This is a genomic window from Streptomyces niveus (genome assembly GCF_001723055.1).
Taxonomy (GTDB): Bacteria; Actinomycetota; Actinomycetes; order Streptomycetales; family Streptomycetaceae; genus Streptomyces; species Streptomyces niveus.
The window spans coordinates 1-16,736 of the sequence record NZ_MDCR01000367.1 but is presented as its reverse complement, the minus strand read 5'-3'; the positions used below and the strand labels follow the sequence as shown (position 1 = coordinate 16,736).

The window sequence follows — 16,736 nt, the reverse complement described above, 5'->3', positions numbered from 1 at the left end:
CAGGCTTGACGTCAAGCCTGCCTGACGAGAAGGAATCCCGCCGCTCAGTCGTCCAGGACCGTCAGATCGAGCCGGTCCAGCCGCTCGGGATCGTTCAGGATCGCGATGGACACGATCCTGCCGTTCGTGATCGTGAACGCCATGACCGAGAGCGGCCGCCCCTCCGCCGTCGCGACCACCCCCGCCGCGCCGTTGACGAGCGCGGGCCGCGACACCTCGGCGAACTGGGCCGCGAAGATCGCCCCGCCCGCGACCGCCGCCGCGCCGCGTACCAGCCCTCCGGGACGCAGCGCGCCGCCGTCCGAGCGCACCACGACGTCCGGGTCGAGCAGCGCGACCAGCGCGTCGAAGTCGCCGTCCCGCGCCGCCGCGAGGAACGCGTCCACGACTTCGCGCTGCTTGCTGATGTCCGGGTCCGGGGTCGGCGCCGCGCCATGGACCCGCCGCCGGGCCCGGCTGGCGAGCTGCCGCGCGGCGGCCGGGGTACGGCCGACGACGGGGGCGATCTCCTCGAAGGGCACGGCGAACAGGTCGTGCAGGACGAAGGCCAGCCGCTCGGCGGGAGCCAGCGATTCGAGCACGACGAGCAGCGCGAGGCCGACCGAGTCCGCGAGCAGCGCCTCCTGCTCCGGATCCACGCCGTCCACGCCGCTGATGATCGGATCGGGCAGCCGTACGCGCTCCTCCAGCGGGTCCTCACGGCGTGCCGCGCGCGACCGGAGCATGTCAAGGCAGACGCGGCCCACGACCGTCGTCAGCCAGCCGGCCAGATTCTCGACCTCACGCGTGTCGGAGCGGTGGAGTTTGAACCACGCCTCCTGGACCGCGTCGTCGGCCTCGCTCACCGAACCGAGCATCCGGTAGGCCACCGCCCGCAGATGGGTGCGGTGCGCCTCGAAACGCCGCGCCAGGAACTCGTTCTCGTCCATCGCCATCCCTCTCGACCCGTCCCGTGGTTGCGTTGCGTTTCCCTTCAACGGTGATGACGGATGAAACCTGGTCGACGTGACGAGAGGCGGGGATCACCTTTGACGGCTCACCGGTACTCATCCTGCGGTCGCCCGCGCCGGCCGGTGACGCGTGCCGTACGTCTGGGAGATCGCCCCGGCGAGCCAGTCGCGCCGCTCGCCGGTCAGCAGCGGCAGCACGGCGGTGAAGTCCGGCCGGGCCCGCCTGCGGACGAGGACGACGACGGGGGTGGGCCGGACCAGTTCCCGACCGCTCCCGCGCGACCGGGACCGGCCCCGATCCTTCGATCGGGGCCGGTCCCGGCGCGTCAACCGGCGACGGTGGCCAGGTTGCCGGGTACGTAGGATCCACCCTGGTTGTTGAGGATCACGCCGAGCCGGTTGGTCGCGTTGATCATGGCGACGAGGGAGACGAGAGCGATAGCCTGCTCCTCGTCGTAGTGCTTGCGCACCTGGGCCCAGGTCTCGTCAGTCACCCCTTCGTGTCCGTCGATGATGCGGGTGCCCTCCTCGGTGAGGGCCAGCGCGGCCCGCTCGGCGTCGGTGAACACGGTGGAGTGCCGCCAGGTGGTGACGAGGCTGAGCCGGGCCGCGTCCTCACCGGCCGCGGCGGCGTCCTTGCTGTGGATGTCGACGCAGAAGCCGCACCCGTTGATCTGGCTGGCTCGCAGCTGCACCAACTCCTGGGTGGATTTGGGCAGCGGCGACTGCTGGATGACCTGGCTGACGGCGTACATGCGCTTCCCGACCTTCGTGCCGAGCTCGGTGTCGAACAGGTTCATACGGGTTTCCATCGGGGCTTCCTCACTCGCGAAATCGTGTGGCTGATGCCCATAAGGCGCCTGGGGCCGCGTTCCTGTGACAAGGGGCGGATGTGATGTGGGCCACGGGGCGCGGCTGTCACAGAACTGGGGCTGGCGGCGTCCCGTGTACGACACGCACCACACGTAGCGCGAGAGAAGTCGGGAGCTGACCATGACGGACGAAGATGCCGGTACGGATGCGGGGGCGGCCACGACCACGGCCACGGAGACCTTCGTTGCCCACCGCAATCTGCTGTTCACGGTGGCCTACGAGATGCTGGGCTCGGCGGCCGACGCCGAGGACGTCCTCCAGGAGACGTGGCTGCGCTGGTCGGGCGTCGAGCACACCACGATCCGCGACCCGCGCGCCTTCCTGGTCCGCATCACCACCCGCCAGTCCCTGACCCGCCTTCGCACACTCCGCCGCCGCAAGGAGTCCTACGTCGGCCCGTGGCTGCCCGAGCCACTGCTCGTCGCGCCCGACGTGGCCGAGGACGTCGAGCTCGCGGACAGCGTCTCCATGGCGATGCTCCTCGTGCTGGAGACCCTCACACCGACCGAGCGTGCCGTGTTCGTGCTGCGGGACGTCTTCGACCTGGACTACGACGAGATCGCGCAGGCCGTCGACAAGACCCCGCCCGCCGTCCGCCAGATCGCGCACCGCGCCCGCACCCACGTCGCCGCGCGCCGCCCTCGCGAGACGGTCTCCCCGTCCCAGACCCGCGACGCGCTAGCGGCCTTCCAGCAAGCGGTGGAAACAGGTGACTTGACCCGGCTCCTCGACATGATCGCCCCGGACGTCATCCTCCTGACGGACGGCGGCGGAGTCGTCCGGGCCGCCGTGGAACCGGTGGTGGGCGTGCCAGACGTGACCGAGGCCCTGGCCAGGCTCAGCGGCGCCCTGCTGCAACCGACCCTGGTGAACGGCCACCCGGCCCTGATCATCCGCCGCGACGGCCGGATCGACACGATCATGGCCCTGCGCCTGGACGCCGGCCTCATCACGGGCCTCTACGCCGTCCGCAATCCGGAGAAGCTGTCACGCATGAACCACGAGACGGCGATGGGCCTGACGCCGGGACCGCCGCCCGGGCCGGCGCCGCATCGGGCGTGTCACCGCGGGAACCGGAGGCCCGGGTGCGGTCCGTCGGTACGCGCATGGGAACAGCGTCACTTCCGCATGCCGTCCCGCTGCCGGCGACGGAACCAGAATCGTTCTCACCGATAGCCGCTGTACTGATGTTCCCCGAGGCCGTTGCGGTGGAGCCGCACCTCCGGTGACAGGTACGGCACGCCCTCGGCGGACATCACGCCCAGCTCATGGACCGGCCGGCGGCAGTCCCATCGCGTCGGCGAGGGCGTCGATCTCGGACGTCAGCAGGGTGCTGCCCCGGTGGCCCATGCCCGTGAACTGCCCCTGGATCTCCAGGCTGACAGCCCCGTGCATCCGCGACCAGACGGTGACGGCGCCCGCGAGGACCGGGCCGGGATCGGCGTCGGGGGCGTACGCCCGTACCCAGGCGGCGACCGCGGGTGTCTCCTCGTCCCAGGCGGCCAGCTCGGACTCCAGGGCCCCGGCCGCCGACCGGGGCGATCCTTGCGCGAGCACCGCCAGGAACGGGCCGAGGACGGCCCGCGCGCTGTCGACCGTCTCGCTCGGGGCCTCGTAACCGGGCGACGGCGAGCCAGCCAGCAGCTGGTAGAGATGCGGGACCCCGACGGCCCAGTCCCGGTACACGGCCGCCAGCGCGTGCAGCCGCTCCCGGGCCGGCCGGTCGGCGGTGCGGGCCGCCTCCGCCCGCACCGCGCCGGCGACCTCCTCGTACCCTTCGATGATCAGCTCGGTGAGCAGGGCGTCCCGGCCGGCGTAGTACTTGTACAGCGCGGGGCCGGTGACCCCCAGCTCCCTGGCGATCGCGTTGAGGCTCAACGACGCCGGGCCGCCGTCCCCGATCTGACGCAGCGCGGCCTGCTTGATCTCCGCGCGTACGTGATCGCGGTAGCGCTGCCGAGGGGTGTCCTTGCCGACCGGCACGGGCGCGGCCTTCCGTTACTTAGAGGTTATAGCTTTTCATTGCAACTGTAGCTTTTGTGAGTCGGGCCGGGCAATCCCGGCGACCAGGCGGGAGGCGCCGGCCGTCGCCAGGGCGAGAACCATCAGCGCCGCGCTCACCCACACCGGAGACCGGAAGCCGAAACCCGCGTCGATGGTGAGCCCGCCGAGCCACGGCCCGGCCGCGGCGCCGACGTTGAACGCTGCCGTCGCGAAGGAACCGGCCAGCGTCGGTGCGCCGGGCGCCAGTTGGAACACCTGCGAGATCATCGCCGAACCGGTCCCGAACGCGAGCATCCCCAGGACGAAGACAAGAGCGACCACGGCCACCGGACTCACCGCGCCCAGCGCCAGCGCGGCCCAGCCGACCACGAGGGACACCATGCCGGCCACCACGAAGGTGCTCCGCCGCGCGTCCGCGACGCGGCCCGAAACGGTGACGCCGACGAGCGACCCCACACCGAACAGGGCCAGCAGGGTGGGCACCCACGCGGCGCCGAGCCCGGTGACGCGGGTGGCCAGCGGTTCGAGATAGGAGAAGGCGCAGAACGTCGCGCCCTGGACGAGCGCCATCGTCAGCAGCGTGAGCAGCACCCGGCGGCCGGTCAGCGAGCGCACCTCCTCGCGCACGGTGGGCGACCCGGTGTCCTCCGCGGGGCTCGCGGCCGTCGCGGGCCGCCCGCCCGGGACCGCCAGCACGATCGCGACGAGCGCGGGCAGCGACACGAGGGCCACCGCCCAGAACGCCGCCCGCCACCCCAGGTGTTCACCCAGCAGCGCCCCGGCGGGCACGCCCACCACACAGGCGACGGTGACACCGCCGACCACGACGGACGTGGCGCGCGCCCGTGCCGCCGGCTCCACCATCGCGATGGCCGCGACCAGGGCGACCGCCCAGAATCCGGCGTTGGCCAGCGCCCCGACGATCCGGGTCGCCAGCAGTACCTCGTAGGTGGGGGTGACGGCGCCGACGACATGCGCGGCGACGAAGGCGGACAGGAAGACCAGCAGTGCCCGGCGGCGCGGCCACCTACGGCTGAACAGCGCCATCAACGGCGCGCCGATCACCATCCCCACGGCGAACGCCGAGGTCAGCAGACCGGCGGCGGGGATGGACACGTGAAGATCCTCGGCGATGCCCGAGACGAGCCCGGACAGCATGAACTCCGAGGTGCCCTGGGCGAAGACGGCGAGCCCGAGCACATAGACAGCGAATGGCATGAAGGAACCCCAAGGAAGACTGAGGGAGTTGACGGGTGGGGTGTCGCGAAGGGGGAGGTGGGCCGCGCCCGTACGGCATGAAGAGGCTCGTCACGGCGTAGGGCGACGCGGCGGAGATCCGTCAACCGGCAGGCCCGTCCGGAGAGTTCACGGACAGCCGGCACGGGACCGGTCGGGCGGATCGGAAGACGCTGAGAAAGGCGGCCCACACGACGGTGGACCGGCGGCAACGGCCGTACCGAGCGCTCGCCCACGACCCACAGGGCCGTGCGGCGTCAACTCGACAGCGGATCAGCCACCGGGCGACCGGTGGCTAGAGTCTGTCGGACTCGGGGCTGCTCATGATCGGCAAACTACCAGTCGCGCCCCGTGCTCTCCACCCGTTTGACGAAGTGCGGCTACGGCGGCGGGCCACTACCTTCGCGGGCATGGAAGAGCGACCTGCCGACATCGAAGACTCCGAGGTGCGCCGAGCGCTCAAGGCGTGGCGGATCGACCCCGTTGCCTGGGAGTACGCCCCCGTGGGCTTCGGCGACTACCACTGGACCGCCACCGACACGCGGCAGCGCCGGTGGTTCGTGACCGTGGCCGATCTGGCGGACAAGACCTGGTACGGGGACGGGCCGGAGGCCGCCTTCGACGGACTGCGGGACGCCATGGACACCGCGGTGGCCCTGCGTGGCACTGAGCCGGACGGCCTGGACTTCGTCGTGGCGCCGGTGCCCACGGCCGAGGGCGAGACGGTGCGCGCGCTGGGTGCCGGGCACGCGGTGAGTGTGTTCCCTCTCGTGTCCGGCACGCCGGGCCACTTCGGCGACACCCTCACCCCGCACGACCGTGGCCTCGTGCTTGACCTGCTCGCCAGACTGCACCGCACCGCTCCGCCCGCCTCGGCCCGCGTGCTGCCGCCCGACTTCGCGACGCGCCCCCAACTGGAGTCCGCGCTACGGGAGATGAACCGCCCCTGGGACGGCATCGGGCCCTACGCCGAACCTGCCAGACAACTCCTCACCGTCCACGCCGACGCCCTGCGCGGGCGGCTCGACGAATTCGACCGGCGGGTGCGGGAGTTGAGGGCGAGCGACGCACCGCTCGTCGTCACGCACGGCGAGCCGCACCCCGGCAATCTGCTGCGGGCGGGGGAGCGGCGGCTGCTGCTCGACTGGGACACGGTCGGCCTCGCGGTGCCCGAGCGGGACCTCTGGCTGGTCGCGGACGGCGCGAGTGGAGCGGAGGACGCGAGTGGTGCGGACGGCGCGGATGTCCTCGTACGGTACGAGGAGGCCACCGGCCGGAAACCGGATCCCTCCGCCCTGGCCCTCTACCGCCTCCGCTGGGCGCTGAACGACGTCGCCGAATTCCTCACCTGGCTCCGCGCCCCGCACGGCCCGACCCCGGACGCCCGGCAGGCCCGGGATGCCCTGACCAGCACGGTGGAGAGCCTCGCGGCCGAGGCGTAGGCGGCCCGGCAGGCGTGGATGGGCCGATCCGGTGAGTGCGCCGGTGTGGGCGCGGCCCGCCCCGCCCCGAGCGGCTATAACCGCCTCATGCTCTATCACTTCGCCGTACTGGAAAACTGGCTGGCCGATCCCGACCTGCCCTACGCGCCGCCGTCCCTGGCCCGCGACGGCTCCGTCCACGCCTCCCCGACGCGGGAAGCGGTCCTCAAGGCCGTCGAGCGCTTCCACCAGGACACGTCCGGACTCGTCCTGGTCATCGACGAGACCCTGGTCGACGTCCCGGTCGAGTGGGTGGCGCCGCCCGCCCACTCGCCCATGGCCCACGAGCCCGGCTTCCGGATGGCCCGGCTGCGAGGACCTCTCAACCGGGACGCCGTTGTCCAGGTGATGGACATCGTCCGCGCGGAGGACGGCCGGGACTGGGGACTGATCGCGCGGGACGGCTCCACGGCACACTGACCGACCGGCGGCGGCCGATGCCGGATCGGATTCCGCTGGTGGGGCCGTCGACGGCGCACCTAGTATCGACCGATGACGCCGACGGACGAAGTACTCCACCACGCGCTCCGGCGGGGCGACGTCCGTCGGGCGGCCGAGCTGCTGGACCCCACCGACTGCGCGCCGGACGTCATCGAACGGCTCCTTCGTCACGAGGACGCGCCCGTACGGTCGCTGGGGCTCACGCTCCTCGGCGAGCGGGTCGCGCACCACGAACCGGCCGTGCTCGCCGCCCTGTTGCCCACAGCGCTGTCCGCCGCGGGCGATTGGACGGTGGCGGAGGACGCGCTCGCCCTGGCCGAGCTGTACACGCGGCTCGGACCGCACCTGCCGATGCCGTACGCCGTGGCAGGCCACCCGCCGCCCTGGCGCACGGCCGAACTCCCCGTACGCGTACAGATCGCCTGGCTGCGCGCCGAGATCGCCAACGACCCGACGACCGTCCGCCGCGAACCCACCTCCGAACTGCTCCACCAGGCCGTACGCGAGACGGACGCCGCCCACACCGCCCGGCCGCGCCAACTCATTGCCGAGCTGGCGGACAGCGGCGACCAGGTGCTGGTGGACGAGTCGTTGAGACTGGCGCGGGAGGGGCTGCACGCGGGAGTCCTGACGGCCGGGCTCGTCCGCGCCCATCTGTCGCGGCTGCTCGATCTCGACGCCGACGGCGAAGCGGCGGCCGGGACCGTCATCGCGGCCCTGGCCGAACTCGCCGAACCCTGGGCGACGTTGGAGCCCCTGCCGGCCGACCGGCTGTCCGTCCACCTGAGCGCCGCAGCCGTCGCCGTACGGCCCGACGTGGCCGACGCCGCGCTCGGCACTCTCGCCCGGCACGGCCACAGTGGCGTCCTGCGGCACGCCGTCGACGACCCGGACCTGCCGCCCCGGCTGCGACGCCGCGCACTGGAACTGCTCGGATCGCTCGCCACACGCCACGACATCGGCGAACTGATCACCGCCGCCGCACGCGACCCGCTGCTGTTCGGCGAGCCTGCCGTGGCCTGCCTGAGCGGACTCCACCGGCGCGGGCACTTCGTGACCGGCGCCGATGTCCGGGCCGTCGTCGCACTCGCGCTGGCCGACCACGCCATCGCGCCGCGCGACGTCGCGACCGTCCTGTTCACCTGCCGTCAGGACCTGCTCAGACTGCTGACCGACGTCCCCGCCGACGATCCGAGCTGGCCGCGCAGGCTCGCCCTCCTGGTCGCGCTGGCCGGACAGGGCACGGGCGAGGCGGGCGAACTGCCCGTCGGCGACGCCATCACCCGTGCCCTGGCGGCGACTTCGGCCCCCCGGCCCTTCCTCGACGCACTGCGCGCGCTGCGGTACACGCCCGCCGAGGAAGCCGTACTGGCGCATCTGGCGACCGAACCCGCCGCCGCGCTCGACACGCTGGAGGCCATCGGCGGCCGGCTGACGGTGGAGGCGCTGCGGGACGGGCTCGGCCTCACGCCACCGGACTCCGACAGCGTGATCGCACCGCACCTGCGGGCCGTACGGCTCCGGGCGGTCGAACTGCTCTGGCAGCTCACCGACGACACGGCCGAGCGGCGCGCACTCCTCGCCCGTCTCGACCCCGCCGACCTGCCCGCGCGGATCACCGCCGATCTCGGCGGCCCCGACGAGAGTGAACTGGCCCTGCTCGCCGCGCGTGTCGACCGAGGCGAGCCGGTGGCCGCGCTCCGCGGGCTGGCCGCCCACGGCGGCGTCGGCACGCTCCCGGTCATCGCCGGTCTGCTTCTCGATGTCGTCGCCGAACTGGCACTGGTGGAGCGGCAGTTGACCGAGCGGCCCGCTGTCGTCCAGTCGGACGGATCGGCGGTCACCGGTGAGCCCGTCGTGCCCGGCGAAGTCCTGGCGGCCGTACGGGACATGGGCCGGCGGCTCCACGCGCGCCGCAGGATCCGGCCGTCCTGCCTGCTCGACGCCCCCGACGCCGACGCGGCCGGCGACGCACTCGCCGCGACCATGGTGCTCGGCCTTCTCGACCGGCCCGAGCCGACCGACGGCGAGCGGGTGATCCTCCTCGAACTGCTCACCAGGATCCCGTACCCGCACATCCGGCCACGTGCGCACCGACTGCTCCGCCACCGCGACCCCCATGTGCGCAAACACGTGATCGCACTGCTCGCCAAGGACACCGACGGCGACGACGCGCAGGCCCTCTCGGCGAGCCTCATCACCCTCACGGCCGCCGACGACATCCAGACCGTACGGCAGGCGCTGCTCGCCCTCGGCCACGCACGGGCCCGCTGGGCGGCGGGCGCCGTCGCCGCCTGTCTCGACCACCCGAACATGAACATCAAGAAGACCGCGGCGGGAGTGCTCGCCCACGCGGGCACCGCGGTCGCGGTGCCCCAACTCCTCAACTGGCTCGGCCGCCACGACAATCCGGGGTTCAGGACCGCACTCGTCGAGGCGCTGCGCGCCATCCTCGGCCCCGCCCACGAGGCGACCGTGCGCGCCGCCCTGGACCGCGCGGACGAGCCGCGCGCCCGCGAACTGCTGGGCGCCTGCCTCGCGGTGCCCCCGCCCGCCCGGGACGCGACGCGCGCCGACATCGACACGCTGGAGACCGGCGGCTGGCGGCCCGCCGTCGCGCTGCGGATCGCCGGACGACCCGAACTGCCCACGCGTCAGGCGCTGTACGGGCTGCGGCCCACGCACGCGGACTGGCTCGCGCTCGCCGCCTCGCTGCCGGACGCGATGTCCGACACCCGGGTACGGCTGGTACGGGTGGCGACCAGAATGTGCCCGGCCCGGCTCTCCGGCAACGAGAAGAGGACCTGCGCGCGGTATCTGCCGGTCCTGCTCAACTACCTGACGGACAAGGCGAGTTCCGGTGAGGACGGGCGGGATCTCGTGTCCGCGCTCGAAGAAGTGGCGCCCTTGCTGTCGACGGCCGACAAGCGGGCGGTCATCGCCGCCGTACGCGCGCTGCCCGGCACCGCGCCCGCTCCGACGCTGACCCTGCTGCGGGGCTGCGACGCGGTGCTGGTGCGCGCCGATCTGGACCAGGCACTCGCGGCGGCGGCGACAGCGCGCGCCGAGGGAGCCGTACTGCGCGAGGCGTTCGGCATCCCGGACGGCGCCATCGCCGCGCCCGACTCGCACAACTCCCGCGAGCGGCTTGCCGCGTTGGCCGACGAGTACCCGGCCGCCGACCCCACGACCCGGTCCGCCCTCCTCGACCGCATGATCGCACTCCAGCCACTGGACGCGCCGCCCTGGACCCTCGGCGAGAACATCTCGCACACGTCGGCCGCGCCCACACCCCGCCGTACGGTACGGGCGGACGATCTGGACCAGCCACGGTCGGCGGCGCTGCGCGCCCGGCTGCTGGACATGCTCGACGCACCCGACCCGGACCGGCGCCGTACCGCCGCCCTCGCACTGCGCACCTGGCCCGATCCCGACGTCCGCTCGGTGGTCCTGCGCGCCTATCTCTCCGGCCGCGTCGATGTCGCGGCGCCGGCCGACGCGGTCCCGGCCGCGGCGCTCGCCGCGCTGGAGGGCGGAGACTTCCGGTACGACCGGTTGGCCCAGGTGGCCTGGTCTCTCGACCCGGCCGCCCTGGAACCGCTCGTACCCCTCTTGCTGGACGGGTGGCAAGAGGCGCCGCGGATCGTCCTCCCCGTCCTGCGCGCCGTCCCGGCGGACACGCTCGCCGCGCACCTCGGCGACCGGCTGACGGCGGGCGCGTGGGGATTCCTCGACCTGCTCGCCGGCCGTCCGCTGCTCCGCACCCCCGCGCTCATCGGGATCCGCCGCCGACTGCGCGCCGAGGGCCAGGACCGCGTCGCCGACAGTCTCGTCCTGGTCGACGGGCCACTGCGCGATCCGGCCCCGGCACGTCCGCACACCGGCACCTGGGTACGCCTGGCCGAGCCGGCCGCGAGCCCCGCCGGACCCTCGCGCCAGGACCTGCTGCGTCTGGCCCGTACCGGCGAGCCCGACCAGATCCGCCGGGCACTCACCCGGCTCACCGAAGTACGCGACCCCGAACTGCCCGCGCTGATAGGGGAGTTGCTGCACCATCCCCGCCCCGGCGTCCGGCTGCACGCACACCGGACATCCCGGCAGGTGTCCGACCGGGAGACGTATCTGCACCACACGTCGACGCTGCTCAACGATCCGCAGCCGGACGTGGTGCGCTCCGCCGTCCGTACCCTCGCCCACGCGGGCTGGGAGCCCGCCGTACCGGCGATCGTCGCCCTGCTCGACCACTCCCACCCGGTCGTGCGCGGCGCGGTCGTGGACGGTCTGCTGCACCTGGGCCGGCGGGCGGTCCCCGCGCTCCGGTACACGGCCGACCACGCGCGTCCCGACAAGCGTTCCGTCTACACGTCCGTGCTCGACCGGATCACGGACGCCACCGTCGAAGAGGAGAGAACAACATGATCGTCTGGGTGAACGGCTCCTTCGGTGCGGGCAAGACGACACTGGTCGCCGAACTGCACAGCCGACGGCCGGACTTGCTGGTGTACGACCCGGAGCAGGTCGGCCTCCTCCTGCGGGACATCGTGGACGTCCCGACCGGGGACTTCCAGGATCTGCCGCTGTGGCGCAGCCAGTTGGTCTCGCTGGCGCTGGGCCTGCTCAAGGAGTACGAGCGGCCGGTCCTGGTACCGATGACGCTCGTTGACCCGCTCTACGTGAGTGAGGTCTTCGGCGCGCTGGCCGCGGCCGGCGTGCCCATGCACCACTTCTTCCTGAAGGTCCCGGCGCCGGAGCTGGAGCGCCGCCTCAGAGCACGAGGCAACCCGCAGGGCGATCCCGAGGCCGAGGCAGCCGGTCTGAGGTGGGTCATGGAGAGGATGGTGCGCTGCGTGGCGGCGGCGGACACCATGCCGGACGGAACCGTGTTCCTCGACGGCGAGCGGCCGACCGCGGAGCTGGCTGACGACGTACTGAAGCACGTCGGCACGATCTGACACCGGCTCCGGCCTGACCACGCGCCTGACCACACGCCTGACCACGCGCCTGACGGCGGCCCTTCGCCGTCAGGCGCGTTTTTCGTATGTCCGCACGCCTCGTTCGAGCCTTGCTTGACATCGCCGCGCAATGGTCTGACACTCTAGTTATAGCTTCTAACTCAAGCGAGAACAGCATCGAGAGGTGAGTGTCATGAGCGACCCGCGAGAAGCCGGTGACCGAGCGGTGATGACCGAGATCGTCCTGCCCGGCGTGGTCGAGCCCTCCGGGCTCCAGGTACGGCAGCGGCCCGTGCCGGCTCCCGGACCCGGTCAGGTCCTCCTGGTGATGGAGGCGTCCGGCGTCTCCTTCGCCGAGCAGCAGATGCGGCGCGGCAAGTACTACGACCAGCCGCCGTACCCCTTCACCCCCGGCTACGACGTCGTGGGCACCGTCGCGGCGGTCGGGACCGGCGGGGACACCTCCCTCGTCGGCCGCCGGTTCGCCGTACTCACCAAGACCGGCGGCTGGGCGAGCCACCTGCTCGTTCCGGCGGCCGAACTCGTCGAGGTGCCGGACGGTGTCGACGCGGCCGAGGCCGAGACCCTGGTCGTGAACGGCATCACCGCGATGCAGATGCTGCACCGCGTCGCGCACGTGAAGGCCGGTCAGACCGTGCTCGTACTCGGCGCGAACGGCGGCGTCGGCTCCACCCTCGTCCAGCTCGCCCGCCGCGCGGGCGCCCGCGTCATCGGCACGGCGTCCGCCCGGCACCAGGAGACCGTGCGGGAGCTGGGCGCCGTCCCGATCGACTACCGCACGTCCGACCTCACCGCCGAGGTCCGCGCGATCGCCCCGGACGGCGTGGACGCGGTGTTCGACCACATCGGCGGTGAGGGGATCGTCGCGTCGTTCGGGCTGCTCGCCCCCGGCGGGACGCTCGTCTCGTACGGCACGGCCTCGACGCGCGACGCGGAGGGCTCGTCCAAACTGCCCGTCCTGAAGCTCATCGCCCGGCTCCAGCTCTGGAACGCCCTGCCCAACGGCAAGAGCGCCCACTTCTTCAACATCTGGGCGGGCAAGCGGCGCGCCGAAGCCTTCCAGGCGCGGCTCGCCGCCGACCTCACCGAGGTGCTCGGACTGCTCGCCGAGGGGGAGATCAGGCCGCAGGTCGCCGCGCGGCTGCCGCTGTCGAAGGCCGCCGACGCGCTGAGCCTGGCGGAGTCCAGCACGGTGACCGGAAAGGTCGTCCTGATCCCGGACGTCACGCGGGACGGGCACGGCGGGAGCGACATCAAACACGGGTGACGGCCGGGCAGTTGCGTGCGGTGACTCCCCGCCGCCCGGCCGACGCTCAGGCCAGGAACGCCGCCGTGGCCGCCACGAACCGTTCGGCGTCGTCGCGCCACGGGAAGTGCCCGGCGCCGGGCTGCACGACGACCTCGGCGTTCGGGAACAGCCCCGCGAACTCCCGCACGATCACCGGCGGAGCCCCGGGGTCCACCTCGCCCGCGAGCAGCAGCACCGGCCCCTCGAACCGGCCGAGCGCCGTACGCGTGGCCGCCGGGTCGAAGGCGCCTTCCCCGGCGAAGGCGCCCGCCGCCTCGTCGTTGCGCTGCGCTTCCCCCGCCGACTCGAAAGCCCGTGCCTCCTCGTCCCAACGGCCGTAGGAGAACGGCGTGATGGCCCCCCAGGCGTCCGCCGTCGCGCGCCCCTCGGTGATCGCCGCCAGCGCCGCGTACGCCGCCGGGAACCACGGCTCGTCCCGGCGCGGACGCACCGTCTCGCGCCGCACCTCCCCGGGGATCGGGATACCGACCGCCCACACACTCGGCGTGATCAGCGCGAGCCTGCCGACGCGTTCCGGGTGGCGCTCCACGTACCGCGCCGCCAGATTCACCCCGCTGGAGTGCCCGAGCAGATCCATCCGGTCGAGACCCAGCCGTACGCGCAGCGCCTCGACGTCGGCGACGAGCCGGTCGCAGCGGTACGACGCGGGGTCCCGCGGTACGGCGGAGCCGCCCGTGCCCCGGGGATCGGGCATGATCAGCTGCCGGTGCGCCGAGAGGCCGCCCAACTCGCCGAGATAGGCGGCGGACTGCATGGGTCCGCCCGGCAGACAGACCAGGGGAGGGCCCTCACCGAATACGTGGTAGGCGAGCCGGGTGTCGTCAGGTGCGGAGTAGTCAGGCATCGCGCAGACCTTGTCAGGGGGCGCCGAACAGCGGCAACCGGGTTTCGCCCGTCCGTGCCCGCAGGGGATCGACCGCTTGTCACGCCGAGTCGCGTACGACCAGCGTCGTCGGCAGCACCAGTTGCCGGTGGGCGGTCGCGGGCTCGGCGATCTCCGTCAGGAGCAGCCGCGTGATCGAGCGCCCGATCGCCTCGATGGGCTGCCGCACACTGGTCAGCGCCGGTGTCGTGTGCCGGGCGATGACCGAGTCGTCGAAACCGATCACCGCCACGTCGTCGGGCACCCGCCGCCCCCGCTCCCGCAGTTCGGTCAGCGCCCCCGCCGCCATGACGTCCGACGCGGCGAAGACGGCGTCGATGCCGGGGACCCGGTCGAGCAGGTCGCGCATCGCCGTACGCCCGCCCTCCTCGGTGAAGTCCGCGACGGCGACGAGACGTTCGTCCACCGCCGCGCCCCGCTCGGCCAGGGCCTCGCGCCAGCCCCGGAGGCGGCTGTTGCCGACGTCCATGTCGAGCGGCCCGGTGATCGTCGCGATCGTGGTGCGCCCGCCGTCGATCAGATGCCGTACGGCTGTCGCCGCGCCCCCGACGTTGTCGGAGTGGACATGGCTCAGGGACTCGTCGGGGGAGCGCCGGCCCGCCAGGACGGTCGGCATCCGCATCTCTTCGAGCAGGCCCGGCAGCGGGTCGTCGTCGTGGATCGACACCAGCAGGACACCGTCCACCCGGCGCGCCGCCGCGAAGCGCGTCAGCCGGTCCAGCTCGCGCCGGTCGCGCACCAGGATGAGCAGCAACTGCATCTCGGTGTCCGCCAGTTCCGTACTCACGCCGCGGATCACCGCCGAGAAGTACGGCTCGGCGGCGAGCCGGCTCTCCGACTCGGGGATCACCAGCGCGACGCAGTCGGTCCGGCTCGTGACGAGGCTGCGTGCCGCCGGGTTGGGTATGTAGTTCAGCTGCGTGATGGCCGTCTCGACCGCGGCGCGGGCCTTCGCGCTGACGCCGGGCGCACCGTTGACGACCCGCGACACCGTCCCGCGCCCCACCCCCGCCAGCTCGGCGACGGCTTCAAGAGTTGGCCGCTGACCTTGGTGTTTGGGGCTGCTCATGGCTTCTCCTGACTTCTGCCCCGCGGGGCCGCCCGGTGCCCGCCTGCGCAGGGCACTTGACCCGCGAGGCACGGCTCCGGCCCACTCGGCGCCGGACATCTCCGGGCAACGGAAACGTCTTCAACTCTTGACACGGTGCGACGTACTCCGCAGAGTCTTGCACAACCGACTGGGAGCGCTCCCACTTTTCGTTCGCCGGATGCCGGGCCCGCGTCCGGTGAGTTCATCGAGTCACTTTTCGGCGCGTCGAGCGCCCCGCAAGGAGGAAGCACATGGGCACCGCCCGTCATCGCTTCGGATCCACCGTCTCTGCTCGCACCACCGGGCCTCTGTCCCGTTTCCCGTCCCGCCTTCCGGCCCGCGCCGCCGTCGTGGCGGCCGGTCTGTCCCTCGTGCTCGTCGCCGGCTGCGGAGGCGGCGGCGACACGGAGAAGGCGAAGACGAAGGACGGCAAGACCGTCGTCAGCATGGGGCTGTTCGGCGTCATGGGGTTCAAGGAGTCGGGGCTCCTGGACCGGTACATGGAGGAGAACCCCGACATCGTCATCGAGTCCGACGTGTCCGGCGACGAGCAGACGTACTACACGGCGCTCCAGACCCATCTGGCCGCCGGCAGCGGTCTCAAGGACATCCAGGGCATAGAGATAGGCCGGGCCAAGGAACTGGTCGACACCCAGGCCGGCAAGTTCGCCGACCTGTCCAAGACACCCGGACTCGACCACTACCTCCCCTGGAAGTCGAGCCAGGTCACCACGGACGACGGCAAGCTGCTGGGACTCGGCACCGACATCGGTCCGATGGCGGTCTGCTACCGCAAGGACCTCTTCGAGCAGGCGGGGCTGCCGACCGAGCGGGCCGAGGTCGAGAAGCTGTGGGCGGGCGACTGGTCCAAGTACGTAGACGTCGGACGGGACTTCAAGAAGGGGAACAAGAAGGACAAGGTCGCCTTCATGGACAGTTCGACCGGACTGTTCAACGCGATGATCTACGGCGATGAGAAGCAGTTCTACGACAAGGACGGCGAACTCATCTACAACGACAACCCCGTCGTCAAGGACGCCTGGACGCTCGCGTCCGACGCGGCCGAGTCCGGACTGACCGCCAAACTGCGGCAGTTCCAGCCCGGCTGGGACCCGGGACTCGCCAACAGCACCTTCGCCACGACGGTCTGTCCCGCCTGGATGCTCGCGCACATCAGCGAGAAGGCGGGACCGGCGAACGAGGGCAAGTGGGACGTCGCCAGGGCGCCCAAGGGGGCCAACTGGGGCGGCTCGTTCCTCGGGGTGATGGAGGACAGCCCGGTGAAGAAGGAGGCCACCGACCTCGTCGCCTGGCTGACCGCGCCCGAGCAGCAGGCGTTCATCTTCGAGAAGCTCGGCAACTTCCCCTCCTCCAAGACCGCGCTGGACACACCCGAAGTGGCCGGCGGCAAGTCCGCGTACTTCAGCGACGCCCCGATCGGCCAGATCTTCGGTGACGCGGCGAAGGAGATCCCGGACGAGCAGATCCTCGGGCGC

The 16,736-nt window shown here is 72.3% G+C and carries 13 protein-coding genes and 1 pseudogene; 7 read left to right on the top strand and 7 right to left on the bottom strand.

Annotated features, from left to right (window positions below; genetic code table 11):
- Positions 1–44: 44 nt before the first annotated feature.
- From sigJ to BHU15_RS33125, 3 genes are all read right to left on the bottom strand, one after another.
- Positions 45–929, bottom strand: coding sequence for an RNA polymerase sigma factor SigJ (sigJ, locus tag BHU15_RS33135; RefSeq protein WP_069630520.1), 885 nt, complete (start codon positions 927–929; stop codon positions 45–47).
- A gap of 117 nt (positions 930–1,046) precedes the next feature.
- The gene (locus BHU15_RS33130; protein ID WP_069630517.1) at positions 1,047–1,280 is read right to left on the bottom strand and encodes a hypothetical protein; all 234 of its coding nucleotides are present in this window, start codon (positions 1,278–1,280) and stop codon (positions 1,047–1,049) included.
- Complete coding sequence (locus BHU15_RS33125; protein ID WP_069630516.1) at positions 1,277–1,762, bottom strand: carboxymuconolactone decarboxylase family protein; 486 nt, start codon at positions 1,760–1,762, stop codon at positions 1,277–1,279. Before BHU15_RS33125 ends, BHU15_RS33130 begins: the two co-directional genes overlap by 4 nt.
- Before the next feature lie 181 nt (positions 1,763–1,943).
- On the opposite strand from BHU15_RS33125, the pseudogene BHU15_RS33120 reads away from it, so the two are divergent.
- Positions 1,944–2,837: pseudogene (locus tag BHU15_RS33120) on the top strand (RNA polymerase sigma-70 factor); the annotation flags it as partial.
- A 252-nt stretch (positions 2,838–3,089) separates the two neighbouring features.
- Here the strand turns inward: BHU15_RS33120 and BHU15_RS33115 are convergent.
- Both BHU15_RS33115 and BHU15_RS33110 read right to left on the bottom strand, forming a co-directional pair.
- Entirely contained in the window at positions 3,090–3,806 is a 717-nt protein-coding gene (locus tag BHU15_RS33115; protein WP_069630515.1) for a TetR/AcrR family transcriptional regulator, read from the bottom strand.
- Positions 3,807–3,842: 36 nt separating this feature from the next.
- Positions 3,843–5,045: a Cmx/CmrA family chloramphenicol efflux MFS transporter gene (locus tag BHU15_RS33110; RefSeq protein ID WP_069630514.1), complete on the bottom strand. Its 1,203-nt coding sequence runs from the start codon at positions 5,043–5,045 to the stop codon at positions 3,843–3,845.
- A 428-nt stretch (positions 5,046–5,473) separates the two neighbouring features.
- Here BHU15_RS33110 and BHU15_RS33105 point away from each other — a divergent pair, with 428 nt between their 5' ends.
- From BHU15_RS33105 to BHU15_RS33085, 5 genes are all read left to right on the top strand, one after another.
- Complete coding sequence (locus tag BHU15_RS33105; protein WP_079128543.1) at positions 5,474–6,505, top strand: phosphotransferase; 1,032 nt, start codon at positions 5,474–5,476, stop codon at positions 6,503–6,505.
- Between the two features lie 87 nt (positions 6,506–6,592).
- On the top strand, positions 6,593–6,964 hold the full coding sequence (locus BHU15_RS33100; RefSeq protein ID WP_069630513.1) for a DUF952 domain-containing protein: 372 nt from the start codon (positions 6,593–6,595) through the stop codon (positions 6,962–6,964).
- A 72-nt stretch (positions 6,965–7,036) separates the two neighbouring features.
- A complete protein-coding gene (locus BHU15_RS33095; protein WP_069630512.1) occupies positions 7,037–11,404 on the top strand; it encodes a HEAT repeat domain-containing protein in 4,368 nt (1,455 codons plus the stop codon).
- Complete coding sequence (locus BHU15_RS33090; protein ID WP_069630511.1) at positions 11,401–11,937, top strand: P-loop nucleotide/nucleoside kinase family protein; 537 nt, start codon at positions 11,401–11,403, stop codon at positions 11,935–11,937. Before BHU15_RS33095 ends, BHU15_RS33090 begins: the two co-directional genes overlap by 4 nt.
- A 193-nt stretch (positions 11,938–12,130) precedes the next feature.
- The gene (locus BHU15_RS33085) at positions 12,131–13,225 is read left to right on the top strand and encodes a medium chain dehydrogenase/reductase family protein (protein ID WP_079128541.1); all 1,095 of its coding nucleotides are present in this window, start codon (positions 12,131–12,133) and stop codon (positions 13,223–13,225) included.
- Between the two features lie 46 nt (positions 13,226–13,271).
- Here the strand turns inward: BHU15_RS33085 and BHU15_RS33080 are convergent, their stop codons facing one another.
- Together BHU15_RS33080 and BHU15_RS33075 are read right to left on the bottom strand one after the other, a co-directional pair.
- Positions 13,272–14,111: an alpha/beta fold hydrolase gene (locus tag BHU15_RS33080; RefSeq protein ID WP_069630509.1), complete on the bottom strand. Its 840-nt coding sequence runs from the start codon at positions 14,109–14,111 to the stop codon at positions 13,272–13,274.
- A 79-nt stretch (positions 14,112–14,190) separates the two neighbouring features.
- Positions 14,191–15,219, bottom strand: a complete 1,029-nt coding sequence (locus BHU15_RS33075; protein WP_069630508.1) for a LacI family DNA-binding transcriptional regulator — start codon at positions 15,217–15,219, stop codon at positions 14,191–14,193.
- Positions 15,220–15,491: 272 nt separating this feature from the next.
- On the opposite strand from BHU15_RS33075, the gene BHU15_RS33070 reads away from it, so the two are divergent.
- Positions 15,492–16,736, top strand: a 1,245-nt coding sequence (locus BHU15_RS33070; protein ID WP_079128540.1) for an ABC transporter substrate-binding protein, incomplete at its 3' end; no start/stop codon positions are given.

Coding starts and splice junctions, on each gene's coding strand:
- BHU15_RS33105 (WP_079128543.1), top strand. CDS start 5,474: ATGGAAGAGCGACCTGCCGACATCGAAGACTCCGAGGTGCGCCGAGCG.
- BHU15_RS33085 (WP_079128541.1), top strand. CDS start 12,131: ATGAGCGACCCGCGAGAAGCCGGTGACCGAGCGGTGATGACCGAGATC.
- sigJ (WP_069630520.1), bottom strand. CDS start 929: ATGGACGAGAACGAGTTCCTGGCGCGGCGTTTCGAGGCGCACCGCACC.
- BHU15_RS33075 (WP_069630508.1), bottom strand. CDS start 15,219: ATGAGCAGCCCCAAACACCAAGGTCAGCGGCCAACTCTTGAAGCCGTC.
- BHU15_RS33100 (WP_069630513.1), top strand. CDS start 6,593: ATGCTCTATCACTTCGCCGTACTGGAAAACTGGCTGGCCGATCCCGAC.
- BHU15_RS33125 (WP_069630516.1), bottom strand. CDS start 1,762: ATGGAAACCCGTATGAACCTGTTCGACACCGAGCTCGGCACGAAGGTC.
- BHU15_RS33110 (WP_069630514.1), bottom strand. CDS start 5,045: ATGCCATTCGCTGTCTATGTGCTCGGGCTCGCCGTCTTCGCCCAGGGC.
- BHU15_RS33090 (WP_069630511.1), top strand. CDS start 11,401: ATGATCGTCTGGGTGAACGGCTCCTTCGGTGCGGGCAAGACGACACTG.
- BHU15_RS33095 (WP_069630512.1), top strand. CDS start 7,037: ATGACGCCGACGGACGAAGTACTCCACCACGCGCTCCGGCGGGGCGAC.
- BHU15_RS33080 (WP_069630509.1), bottom strand. CDS start 14,111: ATGCCTGACTACTCCGCACCTGACGACACCCGGCTCGCCTACCACGTA.